The sequence below is a fragment of the Citrobacter sp. Marseille-Q6884 genome, from assembly GCF_945906775.1.
In the GTDB taxonomy this organism is placed as follows: Bacteria; Pseudomonadota; Gammaproteobacteria; order Enterobacterales; family Enterobacteriaceae; genus Citrobacter.
The window spans coordinates 78,943-96,441 of the sequence record NZ_CAMDRE010000003.1; the positions used below are offsets into that span (position 1 = coordinate 78,943).

Below are 17,499 nucleotides of genomic sequence, written 5' to 3' on the forward strand. Positions count from 1 at the left end.
ATGATAAGTTTATCACCACCGACTATTTGCAACAGTGCCGTATTTACTGACATGATGTCAGGAGCAACTGATGAGCGTGCAGGGCTACAGAGACTCCTTGCCAGAGCGGAGAAAGATGACATCATCCTCTGTACTAAAATGGATCGTCTAGGACGTAATACCGCTGATATGATTCGTATTGTGGATACTTGCTATAAAAAAGGCATCGCTATCCGATTTCTAGAGAATGGTCTTAGTACTGAAGGCACAATGGGAAAAATGGTTATCCAGATACTAGCAGCTGTTGCCGAGGCGGAACGAGAAAGGATCTTGGAGCGAACTAACGATGGGCGGAAGACCGCTATGATTAAGGGGGTCAAATTCGGAAGAAAGCCTCACAAGAAGGCTGAATTAGCTAATGAATTGATTAATAAGGACGTACAAGTTAAGGAAGTAATGGAAAAAACGGGTATATCAAGGGCGACCTATTTTAGGCTGAAAAGAAAAACAGCTATTAACTCTAACGAAGGATGAATTCAAAGTGAGTCAATACTTAAAGCTTGGAGATGACCAGTCTCCGGTTCAGTTGGATCCACACAGCGAAGTTGGTGCATTTAAAGTTGTTGGACACTGCTCATGGGCAAAACCAGGAGATAAAATCACTCCTGATTTTTTGCGTTTAAGAATAGAACCTTGGTTAACTGCTCTTTTTCAGTCTGAACACCTAAATATACTTATTGGCGCGGGACTTAGTTCAGCAATCCAAGAGTCAGCGACAGGCACGAAACCTCAAGGCATGGGATGGATTAATGATCTCAAAGTTTGCAAGGCTGAAATAGATAGTTATGTAGCTAAAACAGCTGAAGCCTCAGGAAGAGGAAGAGGTAATATTGAAGACCAAATCCGTTCAATTAATGAGTTAATTAAAGGATTAGAGATTTTAACTGCGCAAAATCTCCCACTTCCAGAACCGCCTCCTGGTGCTCTCCCATATCGAAATTTAAAAAGTGAGTTAGTTGAGTTAAATAATGAGCTAACAAGATGTTTGAAATTATTCTCAGATTCAGTTAGTAATGGGGAAAAGTTAATTCGCGATGCAAAAAACGATTTAAAAACACAAACGTTTAATTATTTAGTAAGTTTTTTGATGAGTTTTTCAAGTCGAACAGCGACAAGGGATCGATTACATATTTTCACGACGAATTACGACAGGATAATTGAAGCAGGAGCTGAAATAGCAGGTATTCGACTAATTGACAGATTTGTTGGTACTATAGCGCCTATTTTCAGATCTTCGCGACTAGAAGTCGACTATCATTATAATCCACCGGGTATTCGTGGTGAACCAAGATATTTGGAAGGTGTGGCGCGCTTTACTAAATTACATGGCTCATTGGACTGGTATACTACCGAAGGAGCCATAAGGCGATTTGGATTACCTTTTGGTGCGAGTTCGGTGGAACCCTTTTTACAAGTGGAGGCTGCTGGAGCAGCGAACTATCATCAATTAATGATTTATCCAAACTCGGTTAAAGACCGAGAAACATCAGAATACCCTTATGTTGAACTATTCAGAGACTTAGCATCTGCAACATGTCGTCCTAATAGTACTTTGGTAACATATGGTTATAGTTTTGGAGATGAACATATAAACCGTGTTATTATTGACATGCTGACAATACCCTCAACGCATATAGTAATAATTGCCTACGGCGATCCACTCGGTAGAATTATGCGCTTTGTAAACGAAAGTGGAAGAAAAGCTCAAATATCTTTATTACTTGGTGACCACTTTGGAGATATCAAGAATTTAGTGGATTTTTATCTTCCTAAAGCAGCGATAGACAGATCATCAATTCGTATGGCAGAACTATTGAAATCAAGGGGTTTATATCGTACAACAATTTCAAATAATAGCGAGGATGCTGAATGAACTCATTTCCGATTGAACAAGGTGAGCAACTCAGGGTCGGCACTGTAGATTTTGTTTCACCTAATGAAATTAGAGCAATATTAGAGATTGACTCACCTGATACTGTTGCTTTGAATGCAGGAACGCCTAGAAACTTTCCAAGAGTAAACAGTTATGTATTAATATCATGTGATAATGGTTACTTAGTTGGGCAAATAGAGTGGCTTGCTGTAGAACATTCGCCTTATCCAAAACAAAGAGATGTTCAAGAATTTGGTTTAGTAAATCTACCATTCCCCCGAAAAAAAATAAGTTTGAATCCGGTGGGAATGCTTAAACGTTTGTCCAAAGATGGTACTGATTATTTCAGATTTCAACGAGGTTCTGAATCGTTTCCTTCTATTGGGGCTGCTATTTTACTACCGACAGATTTACAACTTAGATCAATAGTCGAATCTGGAAATAATAGGCGAGTGATCATTGGACAAAGTCCACTTGCGAACAATGCAAATGTAGCTGTAGATCCTGATAGATTATTTGGTCGTCATATAGCAGTGCTCGGAAATACTGGTAGCGGTAAGTCTTGCTCTGTATCTGGATTAATCCAGTGGTCACTCGAATCTGCATTGGAATCACAAATAAAACCAAATGCCAGATTTATCATCCTAGACCCCAACGGCGAGTATGCACGTGCTTTGGGGCCAACGACGAAATTTAAAGGTAGAGTATTTAAGGTTGAGGCTGAAGGCAGTGAAAACCAATTACAAGTACCCTCATGGTTTTGGAATAGTTCGGAGTGGGCATCATTCACGCAAGCAAGTCCTAAAGCACAACTTCCATTACTAAAACGCTCCTTGAGAGCAATGAGAAATGAAGAATTTGATTTACAAAAGAATATAGATATAGAAGTTAAAAAATACCTAGGTACAATTTTGGTTTCTTTAAAAGCGGATAAATCTAAAGGAGCAGCGGCACTTAATGATTTCCCTGGAGCCAAAAATCTTTTGGCTAAAATTAATATTTGGCGTCAGAGTCTGGAAGAATACAAAGCGAGATTAACTACACCATGCCCTGAGCTAGATAAATTAATCATCTCTATTCAAGATTTTTGTGGGCAAAGAGAAGGCAGATATCCAGATTACAATGCTAAAGTTAGCGCAGTTGATAACATCATAAATGGAGTGTTATCTTCATTTCAGAGCCTTGGAGGCGATGAGTGTGAACTCCTTCCTAAAAACGAGGATATCCCCGTCCCTTTTGACGGAAATAATTTAGTCTCCTATTTAGAGGCGTTAGCACAAGAAAATGGTAGCGAGCAATATGTTGAATATCTAGTAGCTAGAATACGCACAATGCTTGCGGATACAAGAATGAAACCCATAACCAATGACTCAGAGCATAGAGTTGACTTGGCTAATTGGTTAGAAACATATATTGGGAAAGATGGTGATGGTGATAGCTGCGTTTCAATTATTGATCTTTCTTTAGTACCAACTGAAATTACTCATCTTGTGACAGCTGTCATTTCAAGAATTATTTTTGAATCATTGCAACGTTATAGACGACTATATAACAAATCTTTACCTACGGTACTTGTTGCTGAAGAAGCACATACATTTATTAAACGGTATCGTGAGGACAGTGAAAATCAGGATGTCGCAGCTGTTTGCTGTCAAGTATTTGAGAAAATTGCACGAGAAGGCAGGAAATTTGGTCTCGGTATGGTTATTTCTTCGCAACGACCATCAGAATTATCACCTACAGTTTTATCTCAATGTAATACTTTTCTTCTGCATCGAATTAGCAATGACAAAGATCAGGAGCAAGTTCATAAAATGGTACCCGACAATTTGCGAGGATTACTCCGTGAATTGCCTTCATTGCCATCTCAACATGCAATACTGATGGGCTGGGCATCTGAACTTCCTGTCTTAGTTAAAATGAAAAATTTGACGAAAGAGCAGCAACCCCATTCTGATGACCCTGATTTCTGGGATGTTTGGACAAGAAAGGATGCTGATGGGAAATTGGTCGAGAGAACGGCCAATTGGGAAGCTGTTGTAAAGGAATGGCAACAAAATTGAACTGAAGTAGGATGTGAAAACGGGAGGGCAGATCGGAATTGAAGGAACTTTATGCAATCAATCTACTTGGTATTGCGTTCCATCGACCATCAGCCCCATGATCATTGGAGTAGCTGTAAATGCAGCACCTAATAATTAAAATAAAACAATAGGTTAACCTATTAACGTGGTTTTTTACATCGTTGGCCCTCAAACCCCTAAAATCAGAAAAGTATCTTTCCAGACCTGTCAAATGGAAGCATTAACAAATCAGTTAACAAAACGGACAATATAGTAAAAAGTGGCTGGTAAGCATACTAACCACCTGATAGGCAGGTAGCAGCATAAAAGGGGAACCGAGTAATGAAAGGCTGTATCACCCGAAAAAGGTGTTTTCAGAGATGCACTATATGATGGAATAACAAGTTTTTGCAGATACTACCGGCGTAGAGGATGTCCCGAACACCTATAGCTGGAGTATCGATATTCACGGCATAATACGAATAAACCGAATGGGATATAAATATGGCAATTATTTTGGGTGTTTTATTTGTGATAACATTAACACTTAGCATCTATCAGTTGCGGAAGATAAGAAGACTATCATCCCGAATTAACACATTGGAATCCGTTATCCTGGGTGAACGGACGGGAAAGACAATTCCTTATGAATCGTTGCACCTTCTCAATATTTTGAGATTACAGGCACGACAATGGACTAGTTCGGAGGAAAATCCCGCTTTATTAACTATCCGGCCAGTTTGTATTGAACTGCTGGATGATTATATGTCTAAACTTTTAGCTTCTATTCCAGAATTGAATTTGATGATAGAACCTCGTCCTTCATATGCATCGCTATACAGTATCAATTCTGTAATGTTCTACATCGATAGTGAGAAACATGAAAAGTTGCCTATTCGCTTTCATTGCGCCAATCAAGACCTCGCAGAGCGCATTGCAAACTTGTTGCTATCGAAGGGCATTGAAGCTCGCGCAGCGATTGAAATGTCACACGTAGATTAGCCTGATATAAATAGATGGGCATTCTGTCCGGGTTGTTTATGCAGCCCTGTTTACAATGCACTGAATAAAACGGACAGCAATAACATAAGCCGTTAGCAAAAATCCCTCAATCAGAACCGTGGAAACAGCGACAGTCGTAAAATCCGTTGTTAGCTTGATCGCTGCTACTATCACCAGTCCGCCAAAAAGAATGCAGCGGGTAGCGATAGTTTCACGTTGAAACCAGCTAAAGAAAGCGCCCGCGATAATGACCAGGGAACAGTAAATCGAAAAAAGAAGTGTCATCATATTCTGTTATCCTATCTAACACAGAAAAAACTGGCCCGAAGCTTTTGAAACATATATGGAAATCAATCAGAGCACGTCTAACGAGCACGGTCTTATATATTCAATAACTATACATGTTGCTTATCATCATAAATGGATTTGGTATAGAGTGGCCAAAGAAAAAGGTAACAACAGTGGCAAGGACAACACAGGCTAACAATATCCACTCAAACTTTTCTGGAATGAATAATACCCGGATGGAACCTGCTGCGATAGTGCCACCAACTAAACCACCAATCAACGCTTCAGAAATTGTTGATAGTTCCATAAATTAAGTCTCCTGGTGTTTGGAGGGCTTCGGGAAGTTGCACCAGCTTATTCGCCAGACGCGTCCACTCACGTTAATAATAAAATCTGTCAGAAAACAACTCTACCAGAACCGTTGAAACTTCGATAAAAAAAGGACGCTGTTTTGAGGGCGTTTTCTATGCAAGTTATTTACAATGTTTCAGGCAATTACTTCACTACCGTAAGTTTTCGTTCGACAAACATTCAGATCCCATAGTTTGCGCTGGAACTGACCTATGTGGACGAGATCTGCTGTAGGTCTGTAGGGATTGGGGGCCATAGAGTAAATCTGGCATTTTTAGCTATAAAGTAATGATTGGGCTACACGTATGTAGGTTTTAAGGTTATGTTATCTCTGCCTCGTAATTCTGCGAGCACCTCATTAGGGAATAATATGAGTAACTTAAACCACATGGATAGAACCGTAACACAATACGTAAACACTAAAGTATTAGTGGCGCGTTTAGTACATCTTAGCGCCACTATCAGAAAGCTTGAATCCTACCAATCGTCATCTTGGGCAGATAGAGCTCTCCATGATTTATATGCAGAACTTCAGCGAATTTGGCCACAGGTGGAAGAGTATTATACTCAGATGCCAACATACCAAATGGAACGTGAGTTTTACGCTGAACTCGTGCAAATAAAGATAAAGGCTGAAGAGTACCTACGTAGAACTAAGCAGGAACAATAAAACAATTCGTTTTTGGGGAGCCCGGTGGGCTCCTTTTTTGTGATGGTTCAATCCGGTGACGTGGGGTTACCGAGCTGGCGCATTCCCACGATTCGCACCTGATGGATTACCGGTTTTACTTGGTCAGTTCTAACCGGCGCTGATAACGCTCCCAGCGCATGACGAGATTCGCCGGGTCTATCGGACGGCAAAGCCCGGTAATCACATGGCCATCGTATTGCTGCAAATCGGGATCTTCGGCCTGCGCGACAGGGTCAACGTGGACGGTCAACGTCTCCGGGCAAATGGCAAGGACGTTGTCGTCAAACAGCCGGTGCAGATCGATACGAAGCAGCAAGCCATTACTCCAGTGATCCAGACCACCAGCACTATGCTCTACCAGGTGTGCGGCCTCTGTCCTGCGGCGTAAGCTTGCTCCTGTAATCACGCAGCGGTCGTTACAGTTTCGACGGACGGTAGCAGCGAAATCAGCCTGATCCGGCCTGGTCACCACGCAGGTTGTAGAGCCTTCACGTTTAGGGTGCGCCAGGGGCGCAACAGACGGTTCCTGCATGGAGACGCGGGATTGTTCAACTTCGACGGAGATCAGGGCTGGCTGGGGTGCTGGCTGCGATTCTCGCACTACATCGTGCGTAATGCCGTTGGTTTCCGCTTCTTTAAGCTTTCCGACCTGGCTTGCTGCGGCCAGCGCACGGTCACGCGCTTCCTGCTTTTCTTCCTTCGTCCATTTACGTTTGGCAGGTTCGTGTGTGGGAGCCGGGAGATTATCTGGTTCATTGACCGGCACAGGGTCAACCATCTTTTTGCCTTGCATTGACTCAGCCATAAACCGGCGAGCCAGCACATCAGCGCGTAGTCCCGTATCGCGATGCTCATAAAGATAGGTGCGAAATTCCGTCACACGTCCGCCCACCAGCTTAATGGCCTCACTCATTCCGGCCTTGTTGATGGAAGCGCTACTGGTTTTCAGGTTGGGCAAACCGTACTGACGTGGGTTTTCTTTCTGGGTGCTTTCAGCGCCGGTCAGACGGCTCTCTCTGATTTTTCCATTATGCCGGGTCGGTGAATCGCCATTCGGATGTTCAGGAGATCGCCAGGTGTCTGCGGGAGGCGTATACGTTGTACCGTTCTTCTGGGCCATGTAGGCGAGCACTTCCCGCATATCAACACGGGTCTTTTTGCGCTCGGCAATACCTTCATCAATCTGACGTTCAAGATCCGCTCGCTTCTCTTTGTGCAGGCGGCGCGATTCCAGTACGGTTTCGTTATCATTCAGGCGTTCTACTATCTCACCGGTATTTAAATTCTGGTTTGCCAGTTCGCGCACCATGCTCAGCACTAAATCGCCCATTGGATGCCGGGTTGTGATACCCAGGCGCTCAAACGCCCGGTTGGTGATCTCGTTTCTGCGGGTTTGATTGGCCAGTTCCGTGATCTTCTTCAGGCGCTCGATTTCGGCAAGCTGTGCCCGCTTCATCAATTCGCTGCCGGTTAGCATGGCAACAATCTGAACCTGACTCTCACCCTTCAGTAAGTGCTCGGTGATGAATGTAGAAAGAGCTGCCCGCCCACCGTGATTTTTAGGGATACCCAGCGTGGCCAGAATGTCTCTCTTTAGAATATTACGCAGGTTAGCGGCCTTTTTTTCCGCTTCATGTTTGGCCTGCATGTCCCGGCTATGCTGCTTACGTTCGGCCCGGGTTTTCTTCACCTTCACTTTCGTCGTCACTACTCTTTACCTGGCAGGGCATCATCATCATTGATACCGGTCGCGGAGGCCTGCGGTCGTTACCTATCCCCCGCCGCTGGCCGCACATTTGATGGCGAGAGTATACCTGCTCTGTCGGCAGCGCGTCTTTTCTTGTCTTCATATATGCAAAATTAGTCCAACATACAAATCCGATCAGGGTCAACACCCCCGCGTCCACCCTGCAAAGCGCCCTTGACCTTTATACCCACTGAAACCCTCGCGCCCCCGGCCCCTCTTTTTTTTCTCTTTTTTTCTCTCTTTTTCTCATATTTTCTCGCATGGCTCATCCAGCGACCGGAGTCCCTATGTGGGGTTTGCAGGAACCGGACGGAAAGACCGGCACGGCCCGGTTGCCGCAGGCGGGGGAAATGGCCAGACCGGGCACGGCGGTTTCTTTTTAAAATGGTGGGCCCGGGCAGAATGGTTACCCCGGGCACGGGCCCGATCCTGAAAACGACACGGAGGTTTCAGGTACGGCTCCCCTTTCTGCCCCAAGCGAAGCGCAGGGGCAGAAAGGGGAAGTTTATTTGTATGTTGGACTAATAGAGGGTGATGTACGTGAATTCTGCCCGGGTTTTCCCGGCGATTATCCCGGAATCCATCACCGATATTCTTCCCTTTATCCTAATACCGGTGATGGCCACCGGCACAAAATGCAGGGTGTTCCGGCCCGGCGAAGATGCGGCCGCAAACCAGCACGAAAGTGTCGGTCGGAAAAAGGTGAAGCCAATGCTGGTGGCCGCACGGAATTCAGGCGGGCACTCGACGTTACTCACCCACGACTCCGGGTTAACGGTTCGACTCCGGGTAGCCTGGCCCGGGTGAAGCCCGGGGCAGGCTACCCTGTTTTTGTATGTTGGACTATTTTGACGGGTACTGGAGCAAACCACTCTGCCACACGATATGGCATTTAGTTACCGCTCTTGCGGTTCATGGATGAAATAGTCGGTTCTGTCAGGAGGGAGTCAGGGAAATGTGAAGAACCGAAATGGCCACGCTGAAAGATCATGTAGCCAGTTCAGATAAGCAAATTGAGTTAACGCCCTCGCTCATACCGCACCAGCTCTTCAGGTTTAGACAACCACTCTGTAATCTGGTGATCATGCATTGACGTATCGTATTCAAAGTCTGGCGGATAATACATATCGCCAACAAACCACTCTTCCTGCTTTAATTCATCCTCATCTATATCACAACCGCTATCAAGCCAGTCCCATCGGCCTCTTTTGTTAAAAATCACTCTCCCATTCGGCATAAAAGCTCCTTATTCAGTCAGATGGTTACGGTCTCGATATCTCGATGCCAGGTTAACATCGTTCACCAGTTTTACCACGGCTGGACGTTCGGCTTCAGTCCAGGAATCAGGCTGATAGTACACCCGCAGCGATTATCATCAAACTACTTCGCCTCTCAATCCCGCGCTCTCAAATTTCTGTTATGCATCATGCCAGAGTACAATATGAGGACACTATCGCCGGAATATTACCGACCGCCCCGACGATTAACGTTACCGGCCTAAGCTGAGGAAAATGGTTCTATGAAGTCATTTCTGATCAAAATGTCAAACGCGCATAACGAACACATCCGGGAAGTCGCTTCCGTGGATGAAGCTATTCGTATCGCATCCGAAAGAGCAAATGAAGGTTTCTGGCTTCCACCCAGCCGGGTCTGCGAAATGAGCAAGGAACATGAAGGCCGGTATACAGTCGGTGATGATGGCTGGTTCCGCCCCATCGAGCTGGCGGTTCCAGTCGAAATAGAAGAAGTGAAGTCGTCCTACGGGAACGGTGGTTACGACATGATTTCCGTAGGCAAATGGATCCAGACTCAATCAGGCTGGCAACCGTCACCGGCTGTCTGACTCTCCTTTTGTTTCGGTGGGGCTAGAGTGCCCCACTATTCTTCCGCTTTACGCTCGCGTTTTTCTTTGTCGCACTTCACTTTTTCATAAGCCTTGCCAAACCACTTAGGCTCTTTTCCCATCCCCGAATAAGATAGTCCTTCCGGCAGACTCTTCCAGAACACCGTTATCGCCTCGGCAAATTCTCTAAACTGTTCCTCGGAAACTTCAAGTTCTTCGTGGCGAGCTGGTCTCTCTTGCGGATAACCTTCGCATTGCCATACTGAGTAGTACTCCGGGTGAGCATTAACCAGTTTCTGGTGGGCATCACCATCTCCATGTTTATAAACGTTGACAACCTGATGACATGCACTGATTAACGGGAAACATGGCATGTTTCGTACTTCAATACCCAGCCATTCCATCAAATCCATAAGCCTCGGAAAACTGAGGTTCCAGATCAAATCTGATATCACAACCATGTCGAGCCACCGCCAGCTTCTGGCCTCCCGGATAAGCAGATCTCGTAATGCCTTGTCAAACTGGTGGTACATCCCAGCGGTCAGGGAAAGCGTGACCGTGACCTTCATTTCCCGCAACGCAACCCAGTGGCAAGCTTCAATCTGTTCAATATTCTCGTATACGTCACTTTCGTCGTGGTAATCAGGATTGAACCAGTCTCCAGCTGACTCTATAAATGACTCGCCTTTCTTTGTCGCTTCACTCCTGATCTCCACATCACTGAACTGCGACAGCAAACGTTCCTGCGCTTGTTCAGCGTAAAAAAGATGCGGGTTAAGCACCCACGGTCGGTCAATTGCCGCAAAGAAAAAGATGTTCCATCTCGGGTCGATAATTTCTTTTTCAGCATCAACAGCTGGCGCTGATACACTGCGGTTTGATTGTTTTTTTCTACCCATACCACTATCCAAATTAAAAACAGACGAAAAAAAACCGTCCAGCTGGACGGTTAATATCAAAATATCCTTCAGAAGTCTGACACGGGTCAGGCGCTAACCCGGGCAGTCGCTACTCACTAATTAAACCCCGCATAGGGGAAAACAATATTTTGATACTCCGACAACGCACCCCGCGATGGGGGAAGGTATGTCAGGCCAGTCTAACAAACCCAAAGCTCGTTGCAACCGCCAATCAGTGACTTAATCCTGGCAATCCTGATCATCAGTTTCAGTTCCGCAACTTAAGTAATCCATATTTAAAAACATTTTGTTCCCCGAGCCTGCCAATGCAGACAGACCTGAGATTTTACAGATCACGACAATCGACGGTACGCGTTTATAAATCTCGATTTCGCTTTCCCAACTTGACGCAAGATACCTTTCAAGCTGAAGTTCAGGGGTTACATCAACAGGTTGAATTCTGACCACAAAACCGTCTTTTCGCCCCTCATTGCGAAGAGATGTTAGCTGTTTTATCTCTGCATCGTTGAGTGTGGAAAATTTACGGCCATTAAGAATATGAGAGCAAAAATTGAAGCCAGTGATATGAGATGAGCCACCAGTTATCGATTCCAAAATGCTTGCATATTAGCTATCTGGGGGTTAGGCTCGCCTGTTTGCGGAGTGGATTCACATAATTCAAGGAGTCTTTCCAATTCCGATTTGGAATCACCCATACCCAATTCATTGCAAGGAAAAACATTGTGATTATTATTCATGAAAACTCCGTAGCATTAGATTTGAAGGCTAGTTTTCAACACTATGGGATCCCGAAATAAGTTCTCCCCCCCGCTCCCGGTAAGCTTTCGTTAATACCGCATAACTTTCTGAATTAACATGCTCATCAACCCCCGAACAAATCAGCCGGTTCGTCGGTGCTTCAAAAGCGTGGCGTTCGTATTTTTCGACCACGCGACAATCTTCCGACCATCTCTTGCCGAGCAACAAATCATTTGTGGTAATTGATGGAAACATCATCAATGCAAAAATTCCCCCAAGACAGCCTATTGGCACGAGCCACATGCAAACGATCTTGTTTTCGGAGCGTACAAATTTCAACCCGATGGTAGCGCCTATGATAGTCACGACAAATACCACCAGCAGAATTTTTAAGGGTAAAATCAGATCTGCGGCATAAATTAGCATTAATCATATCTCCTTAACTTTTCAATATTTGGTTCCTTCAAAAAGCCATCCATACTTTCCTTCATCTGGATGATCTGTCTTGTAGTTTATCTGGCAAGTGGTGAACTGACGCATCCATTCTCGTGACCTAAAAAATTTCCCACGAGGAAGTTTATCGCCAGGTAAGCATTGTTCAGCCCATTCGACAAAAGCAGGACAAACCCCCTTAAAGTGAGGAATAACAACTTGCGTGGCTTCTTTACGCATTACTGCTGACTGAATGGTTTTGGGATCAATCGTCATGGCTTCACAGGCTAACCCGACTTCACAAACATTTCTATTCTGCTGATGTTCTGTCATAGCGCCTTCCAGTTGAAGTTAAGTAGGGTCAGTTTGGATTTGAAAATTGTTGTACGGTAAGCCTGTTCTTGAACCTGCTTCGTGATCTTATGCCCGTTTGATGGCCACGGACTGACGCAAAAGTGCAAGAACGTCACTGACACTCATATCCCACGCATCCGCCTGCCGTTTCAGAATAAATGCCCCTACTTCCATTCTTTGGGCATGGTTCAACATATGCGTCAGCATATCCCCACCATGAGAAAAGTTTATCCCGCAGCCGGATGCACCATTGTTGATGAGCGTAAAACCTTTGTTTTTATCGGTTCCGTGAAAGTTTGCCCTCATCTCCTTTTCCAGCCCGAACAATACCGCGCAACATTGAGTTAATTCATAGCGATTCAGCTGGATGACGCGCTTAAGCTCCCATTGGGCTTCTTTTGCGCCATCAGCAATCGGAGCCATAGTGATGTTCACCGTGGGAAACGCATCCTTACCAGGCGAAACCACATATTGAAAATCAAGAGCAGTACGTTTTGCGCCCGTTTGCCGGTCTGCATAAAGCTTCAGCTGCTTACCAAATGTCGAAGTCATAACTATCCTCCAGAACTTAATTTACCCTGGTCATTCCAGCCGACAAAAGATTGTCGGGTTGTTTTCTACAGGCCTTCCCTCTCAATCCCACCGGGTATATTTTCCCCTTCCCTCTCGTTCCCACCGGCGATAAAAACTGTGCAGATTAAAAAAGTATCTTTTTGGGATTAGGCGAACAGCAGTAATTATAAAGAGGAGTGTTATTTTCTTTATTTTTCATGGTAATACAAGTTGTATTCAATAGAGGCCTGACGCGCCCCATCAGCTTTTCAGATGTAAATGGGACTATTTATCCTTTAGCGACTACAAAATCACGGGTGGGTTTGAGAGGGAAACGTCAACTTAGTGTTTTTGACCGGTGGGAATGAGACAGCACATTCCCGGAACCGGGCAAAAAGACGTTTCAAACATCAGGAACCTGTTAGTTTGGGATTCCGATCCGTGATCTGAATGGTGGGTACGCTGGTGTCCACCAGGTAGTAAAATTTCAGGTAACCGATGCTGGCAAGCACATCGAGAGCAGTTCGCATTTTCCGGTTCTGTTCGGCAATGCGCCCATTGAGCAGTAAACGCTGTCGAAGTCTGTCAAAGGTGATCGGGGCTGGATGTTGAGGTAGCGCTTCAAAAAATGTATAGAGCGCCTGAGCCGTTTCATTCCTGGTAAGTAGCTCCAGGGGTTTCTTCCGCAACAGAGTAAGATGATCTGAACGGTACAAATCCCAGAGTCGTTCGTCGGCTTCCAGGATGATGTAATCACTTTCACCATCAAATTCCGCCTCTTTCAGCAACCCGGCTACTTTGAACTTGGTGATCCCCGGGTTCTTCTCAAACCGAATGCTTTTTGAGCGAATCTTCGTCAACGAATCGGCTATCTCATTGCGCAGTTTCGTGCTGTAGCGTTTTGATGGGTAGCCGCAGAGTTTGGCAAATTCACTAAAGGGCATTTTAATCCGGTTACCTTTCAGCGCATCAGGCGATACGCTGAAGGAATGGACGATTGCTGTCCAGCACCGGAAGTCCTGGAAATAATTCAGCATCGGGCCGGTGATCTTTATGTCCGTGTACCCTTCCTGTTTTGCAATTTCCAGACTGGATAGCGCTTCCGTCACGTTTAGCGTGACCGTTGCCTCTGTTCGGCAACTGGGAGTAAAAACGCCCAGGCGGAGCAGTGATACAGGTTGTACTGATGAATTTTTTGTCACCGTCAGCTTTCCAGTCGACGGCTGATTGAAGTCGGGAATAGCGTCCTTGAAAAGAAGAACTTCATTCGAGTTCATCGTGTGGATCCCCCAGTTTTATTGTTATTTTCCGGGTATCTTGGAATGCCCAGTCCGGGCGAATGTATCACGGTGATTTTTATTGATCATGAGAAATAGGGGTCATTTAGTCCCCATTTATCGGGTATTGGTTTTTATTTGTACTAAATCAATACGTTATTTCAGAGATGAATCGGATAAATGTCGTTGACATCAAATTTTTGATCTGCTGCCAGTGTGGACAAAAAATGAATACCGATCACCTATTTTTGAGATTTGTTACGTATGATTATGTTTTTATTTGATGTTTTCATTAGCACAGCAGATGTTGATAATTAAGTTCCTTTCCCCTTCCAATCCCACCGTTATTCCCTTTGAACACCACCAGCTACCAGGCTAACCCCACCGACAGCCCTTCAGAGCTCACTTTTTTCCCTCTCAACCCCACCGGGGCAGGTCTTCAGAGCTTACCAGCTGCGGGTTTGCGGGAGCGGGGATCTTTTTGGTTCTATTTGGTCTTAATCTGGATCGATCTGTTGATCTACCCGGTGGATATGTGGATTAGTTGAGTCACGTCCTTGTTACTCGGTTGCTTAAATTTGGCCACTACGAACTGTCTCAATACCACTCTGAACAACATCCCAGTTGATACCGATATCACCATCGTGAGTTCGGTCTATCAACGCTAAGGTCGACTCAGCTTCGCTAGCTGAAACCTGCGGCATGTTTCGGTCTATTGCTAACTCCTGAACATCAGACTTGTACCAGACACGGACTAGCACCTTTTCGTCAGGGTTCATTTTTTGCAGCTTTGCGATAATTTCTTTTGCAGTTGCGTACATGTGAGTGCCTCTTATCGTTTTGTTTACACAATCAGTAAAGCACCGAGTCAGTAGCTGACGAAGGCAAAAAAGATACTTTTCCACAGGACAGTTCCAATAAAGAGATCCCAAAGGTGCAACGGAGTACAAAAGAGATCCCTGTACGCTGCAAGCCGCATGGTTACTGGGCTCAAGGGCATTTTATGACAATGGTAATGACTTTTTTGACATTGGTAATGATTAAAATGACATTGGTAGTGACTATTTCGACGTTAGTAGTGAGTATTTGTGACAATGGTAGTGAGTTTTATTGTGTGATCTGAAGGTATAACTCTTAAAGAGTTTTGAGTATATTTCTATTATAATTCATATAGATACCATCTATCACCTGTATGATGAAACAAAATTATTAAAATCTTATCCACTGTTTTCTATACGCATTTTCCTTTCATGCCCGTACATATTTTCGACAATTTAGCTATTCGATGTTGATTTAACTCGAAGAGAGAATTTATCCCCATTTTCCACAAGGTAGTTCCAATAATTAGTACCTTACGAGTTCCCATAGATCACAAGAGATCCCCGCAGCTCGGAAGCCAGACGGCACAAGGCCTGGAAGCCAATCGGTGACAACGGTAGTGATTATTTTGACATTGGTAGTGAGTTTTTTAACGGTAGTAGTGAGTTTTTTGACAACGGTAGTGATTGCGGCGACAATGGTAGTGATTTTTTAAAGGATCTTTTTCACCGGAATTGCTCCTTTGTTGATAAACTACGTATGTATTTGTTTTTATGTGAATTTCAGAGTTTTATATTTAGTCGTGGCGTTTTTTTAGCCTGGACTTATGCACAATCTGAGATCGTCGCAGAGATCCCTTAAGTGACACTGAGGGCTTTGGGCGATAGTATTCAATAATCTGTTGATTAATACAGTCGATAAACCACTATGACCAATGAGAAAGATTCTGAGCAGCAAGGCCAGATGGTTACCAGGGCTTTCTCTGTAACAGAGAGAGAGACAGGTAAAGAAATTATTTTACGTCCTAATAGCAGCAGGACGGTTCAGTCTATCGCGCTCATGCGCCTTGGGTTGTTTGTGCCATCACCAAAAAGCGTTGGCCGTCAGAGTCGTGAATACAAAACTGTTGGCTTTGATGCCACGAAAGAACTACAGACACTTTCTTTGATGGAGAGCGAGGGTTTCACCAATATCTCGATCGTGGGTCAGCGCCTCGATATGTCTGTTGACTTCAAAACGTGGATGGGAATCATCCGAACGCTAGCTAACCATCCGATTGATAACGATAAGATCAGCCTCAAATTTACTGAGTTTCTGAAGCTCTGTAACCCTGAAAATTATCGTTCCTCTACCGCATCCCGTAAGCGTATCGACGCGTCGTTACGCAGGCTGGCATCCGTGATGTTGTCCTTCACCAGCACCCACTCGTCAAAGGTGTATACGACGCACCTGGTGCAGTCTGCCTTGCTTGACCCGGACTCTGATCAGGTAGAGCTACAGATAGACCCTAAGATATTCGAGTTGTATCAGTACGACCACAAGGTTTTGATGCAGCTGAAGGCTATCAAGGAACTGGCGAAAAAAGAGAGCGCACAGGCGCTTTACACGTTCATTGAGTCACTTCCACCAAATCCAATCCCGATCTCCTTAACGAGACTTAAGAACCGATTAAATCTTAAGACCCGTGCCAACAGCCAGAACGCCACAGTACGTAAGGCATTGGAGGAGCTGGCATCCATTGGTTACCTTCAGTACACCGAAGTAAAAAAAGATGGGAAGGTTTATTTCCAGATCCACAAACGCGATCCTGATTTGAATCTGAACAATATCCAACCACCACCTGATGGTGATGGCGAGGGTGATGCTGATGAGGAGAACAATGGCACGTCGGGTAAAAATAATGGTGAGCCACTGGAAGGTGAATTGTGCCCACCAGATGAGCCCATTGATGGGGATGAAACGTTAACCATCCATGACTTAACAGCTGAAGAACTTCACTACATTCGCAGCCTTAGAAGCCAGAAAAAGAACAATCCCGCCAGCTAGCATTCCCTCCGGGCTGTCAGATGACGGCCTGGAACCCTCCCTCCCTGCACATCGTCAGAGAATCCTGTTTAGCTTAATGACAACGGTATTGAGTGACGCGGTCACTACTGTTGTCATTGCGGGGTGACCACTCATGACAATGGTAATGAGACTAGATAGCTCACTACTGTTGTCATCATCGACATCTCTCCAGACCAGCTTCTCAGGGAAGGTCTTACACCGCTCACTACCATTGTCGGAATCGCCGGTACAGACAAATCGCTGATACCCATGACACCATGACATCGGCAATGAGTCTTGGCAGCTCACTGCTGTTGTCATCATCGACAACTCTCCAGAGCAGCTTCTCGGAGAAGACCTCATACCGCTCACTACCATTGTCGGCATCGTCAGTACGGATTTATCGCTGATTCCCATGACACAATGACAACGGTAATGAGTGATTTGACTCACTACCGCTGTCA

General features: G+C 45.0%; 19 protein-coding genes. 7 read left to right on the forward strand and 12 right to left on the reverse strand.

Translation table 11 applies throughout. The features are described 5' to 3' along the window. The 4 genes from N7268_RS23835 (at window position 1) to N7268_RS23850 (ending at window position 4,977) form a co-directional block, all read left to right on the forward strand. On the forward strand, window positions 1–513 hold the full coding sequence (locus N7268_RS23835; RefSeq protein ID WP_313958472.1) for a recombinase family protein: 513 nt from the start codon (window positions 1–3) through the stop codon (window positions 511–513). 7 nt (window positions 514–520) lie between these two features. Beyond that, window positions 521–1,912, forward strand: coding sequence for an SIR2 family protein (locus N7268_RS23840; RefSeq protein ID WP_004098990.1), 1,392 nt, complete (start codon window positions 521–523; stop codon window positions 1,910–1,912). After that, the gene (locus N7268_RS23845; protein ID WP_004098991.1) at window positions 1,909–3,975 is read left to right on the forward strand and encodes an ATP-binding protein; all 2,067 of its coding nucleotides are present in this window, start codon (window positions 1,909–1,911) and stop codon (window positions 3,973–3,975) included. The genes N7268_RS23840 and N7268_RS23845 overlap by 4 nt, the downstream gene beginning before the upstream one ends. A 504-nt stretch (window positions 3,976–4,479) precedes the next feature. Then, window positions 4,480–4,977, forward strand: coding sequence for a hypothetical protein (locus N7268_RS23850; RefSeq protein ID WP_016241538.1), 498 nt, complete (start codon window positions 4,480–4,482; stop codon window positions 4,975–4,977). Between the two features lie 36 nt (window positions 4,978–5,013). Here the strand turns inward: N7268_RS23850 and N7268_RS23855 are convergent, their stop codons facing one another. Both N7268_RS23855 and N7268_RS23860 read right to left on the reverse strand, forming a co-directional pair. Further along, window positions 5,014–5,265, reverse strand: a complete 252-nt coding sequence (locus tag N7268_RS23855; RefSeq protein ID WP_007372348.1) for a hypothetical protein — start codon at window positions 5,263–5,265, stop codon at window positions 5,014–5,016. A gap of 100 nt (window positions 5,266–5,365) precedes the next feature. After that, window positions 5,366–5,572: a hypothetical protein gene (locus tag N7268_RS23860; protein WP_032951190.1), complete on the reverse strand. Its 207-nt coding sequence runs from the start codon at window positions 5,570–5,572 to the stop codon at window positions 5,366–5,368. Window positions 5,573–5,986: 414 nt separating this feature from the next. On the opposite strand from N7268_RS23860, the gene N7268_RS23865 reads away from it, so the two are divergent. Next, complete coding sequence (locus N7268_RS23865) at window positions 5,987–6,286, forward strand: hypothetical protein (RefSeq protein ID WP_024196077.1); 300 nt, start codon at window positions 5,987–5,989, stop codon at window positions 6,284–6,286. Between the two features lie 115 nt (window positions 6,287–6,401). On the opposite strand, the gene N7268_RS23870 is transcribed toward N7268_RS23865, so the two are convergent. The 3 genes from N7268_RS23870 to N7268_RS23880 form a co-directional block, all read right to left on the reverse strand. Then, on the reverse strand, window positions 6,402–8,015 hold the full coding sequence (locus N7268_RS23870) for an HNH endonuclease signature motif containing protein (protein WP_007372347.1): 1,614 nt from the start codon (window positions 8,013–8,015) through the stop codon (window positions 6,402–6,404). A 560-nt stretch (window positions 8,016–8,575) separates the two neighbouring features. Further along, a complete protein-coding gene (locus N7268_RS23875) occupies window positions 8,576–8,812 on the reverse strand; it encodes a hypothetical protein (protein WP_071602877.1) in 237 nt (78 codons plus the stop codon). Between the two features lie 260 nt (window positions 8,813–9,072). Then, window positions 9,073–9,291, reverse strand: a complete 219-nt coding sequence (locus N7268_RS23880) for a hypothetical protein (protein ID WP_007372345.1) — start codon at window positions 9,289–9,291, stop codon at window positions 9,073–9,075. 282 nt (window positions 9,292–9,573) lie between these two features. Here N7268_RS23880 and N7268_RS23885 point away from each other — a divergent pair, with 282 nt between their 5' ends. After that, on the forward strand, window positions 9,574–9,897 hold the full coding sequence (locus tag N7268_RS23885; protein ID WP_007372343.1) for a hypothetical protein: 324 nt from the start codon (window positions 9,574–9,576) through the stop codon (window positions 9,895–9,897). A 35-nt stretch (window positions 9,898–9,932) separates the two neighbouring features. Here the strand turns inward: N7268_RS23885 and N7268_RS23890 are convergent, their stop codons facing one another. The 7 genes from N7268_RS23890 to N7268_RS23920 all read right to left on the reverse strand — a co-directional run bounded on the left by N7268_RS23890 (window position 9,933) and on the right by N7268_RS23920 (window position 14,991). After that, window positions 9,933–10,856, reverse strand: a complete 924-nt coding sequence (locus N7268_RS23890) for a hypothetical protein (protein WP_007372342.1) — start codon at window positions 10,854–10,856, stop codon at window positions 9,933–9,935. A 180-nt stretch (window positions 10,857–11,036) separates the two neighbouring features. Continuing rightward, a complete protein-coding gene (locus tag N7268_RS23895; protein WP_223226822.1) occupies window positions 11,037–11,411 on the reverse strand; it encodes a hypothetical protein in 375 nt (124 codons plus the stop codon). Window positions 11,412–11,582: 171 nt separating this feature from the next. After that, complete coding sequence (locus tag N7268_RS23900) at window positions 11,583–11,981, reverse strand: hypothetical protein (RefSeq protein ID WP_016241545.1); 399 nt, start codon at window positions 11,979–11,981, stop codon at window positions 11,583–11,585. Window positions 11,982–12,002: 21 nt separating this feature from the next. Then, on the reverse strand, window positions 12,003–12,320 hold the full coding sequence (locus N7268_RS23905) for a hypothetical protein (RefSeq protein ID WP_009651680.1): 318 nt from the start codon (window positions 12,318–12,320) through the stop codon (window positions 12,003–12,005). Window positions 12,321–12,407: 87 nt separating this feature from the next. Next, window positions 12,408–12,893, reverse strand: a complete 486-nt coding sequence (locus tag N7268_RS23910; RefSeq protein ID WP_007372340.1) for a hypothetical protein — start codon at window positions 12,891–12,893, stop codon at window positions 12,408–12,410. A 410-nt stretch (window positions 12,894–13,303) separates the two neighbouring features. Next, on the reverse strand, window positions 13,304–14,170 hold the full coding sequence (locus tag N7268_RS23915) for a RepB family plasmid replication initiator protein (RefSeq protein WP_008786567.1): 867 nt from the start codon (window positions 14,168–14,170) through the stop codon (window positions 13,304–13,306). A gap of 572 nt (window positions 14,171–14,742) precedes the next feature. Continuing rightward, the gene (locus N7268_RS23920) at window positions 14,743–14,991 is read right to left on the reverse strand and encodes a hypothetical protein (RefSeq protein WP_016241546.1); all 249 of its coding nucleotides are present in this window, start codon (window positions 14,989–14,991) and stop codon (window positions 14,743–14,745) included. A 925-nt stretch (window positions 14,992–15,916) separates the two neighbouring features. Between N7268_RS23920 and N7268_RS23925 the strand changes: the two genes are divergently transcribed. Next, complete coding sequence (locus tag N7268_RS23925) at window positions 15,917–17,035, forward strand: RepB family plasmid replication initiator protein (RefSeq protein WP_016241547.1); 1,119 nt, start codon at window positions 15,917–15,919, stop codon at window positions 17,033–17,035. Window positions 17,036–17,499 lie beyond the last annotated feature (464 nt).

Excerpts from the sequence above, each read along its gene's own strand:
- N7268_RS23835 (WP_313958472.1), top strand. The coding sequence starts at position 1 with ATGATAAGTTTATCACCACCGACTATTTGCAACAGTGCCGTATTTACT.
- N7268_RS23910 (WP_007372340.1), bottom strand. The coding sequence starts at position 12,893 with ATGACTTCGACATTTGGTAAGCAGCTGAAGCTTTATGCAGACCGGCAA.
- N7268_RS23880 (WP_007372345.1), bottom strand. The coding sequence starts at position 9,291 with ATGCCGAATGGGAGAGTGATTTTTAACAAAAGAGGCCGATGGGACTGG.
- N7268_RS23865 (WP_024196077.1), top strand. The coding sequence starts at position 5,987 with ATGAGTAACTTAAACCACATGGATAGAACCGTAACACAATACGTAAAC.
- N7268_RS23845 (WP_004098991.1), top strand. The coding sequence starts at position 1,909 with ATGAACTCATTTCCGATTGAACAAGGTGAGCAACTCAGGGTCGGCACT.
- N7268_RS23855 (WP_007372348.1), bottom strand. The coding sequence starts at position 5,265 with ATGATGACACTTCTTTTTTCGATTTACTGTTCCCTGGTCATTATCGCG.
- N7268_RS23850 (WP_016241538.1), top strand. The coding sequence starts at position 4,480 with ATGGCAATTATTTTGGGTGTTTTATTTGTGATAACATTAACACTTAGC.
- N7268_RS23920 (WP_016241546.1), bottom strand. The coding sequence starts at position 14,991 with ATGTACGCAACTGCAAAAGAAATTATCGCAAAGCTGCAAAAAATGAAC.
- N7268_RS23885 (WP_007372343.1), top strand. The coding sequence starts at position 9,574 with ATGAAGTCATTTCTGATCAAAATGTCAAACGCGCATAACGAACACATC.
- N7268_RS23860 (WP_032951190.1), bottom strand. The coding sequence starts at position 5,572 with ATGGAACTATCAACAATTTCTGAAGCGTTGATTGGTGGTTTAGTTGGT.
- N7268_RS23900 (WP_016241545.1), bottom strand. The coding sequence starts at position 11,981 with ATGCTAATTTATGCCGCAGATCTGATTTTACCCTTAAAAATTCTGCTG.
- N7268_RS23915 (WP_008786567.1), bottom strand. The coding sequence starts at position 14,170 with ATGAACTCGAATGAAGTTCTTCTTTTCAAGGACGCTATTCCCGACTTC.
- N7268_RS23925 (WP_016241547.1), top strand. The coding sequence starts at position 15,917 with ATGACCAATGAGAAAGATTCTGAGCAGCAAGGCCAGATGGTTACCAGG.
- N7268_RS23905 (WP_009651680.1), bottom strand. The coding sequence starts at position 12,320 with ATGACAGAACATCAGCAGAATAGAAATGTTTGTGAAGTCGGGTTAGCC.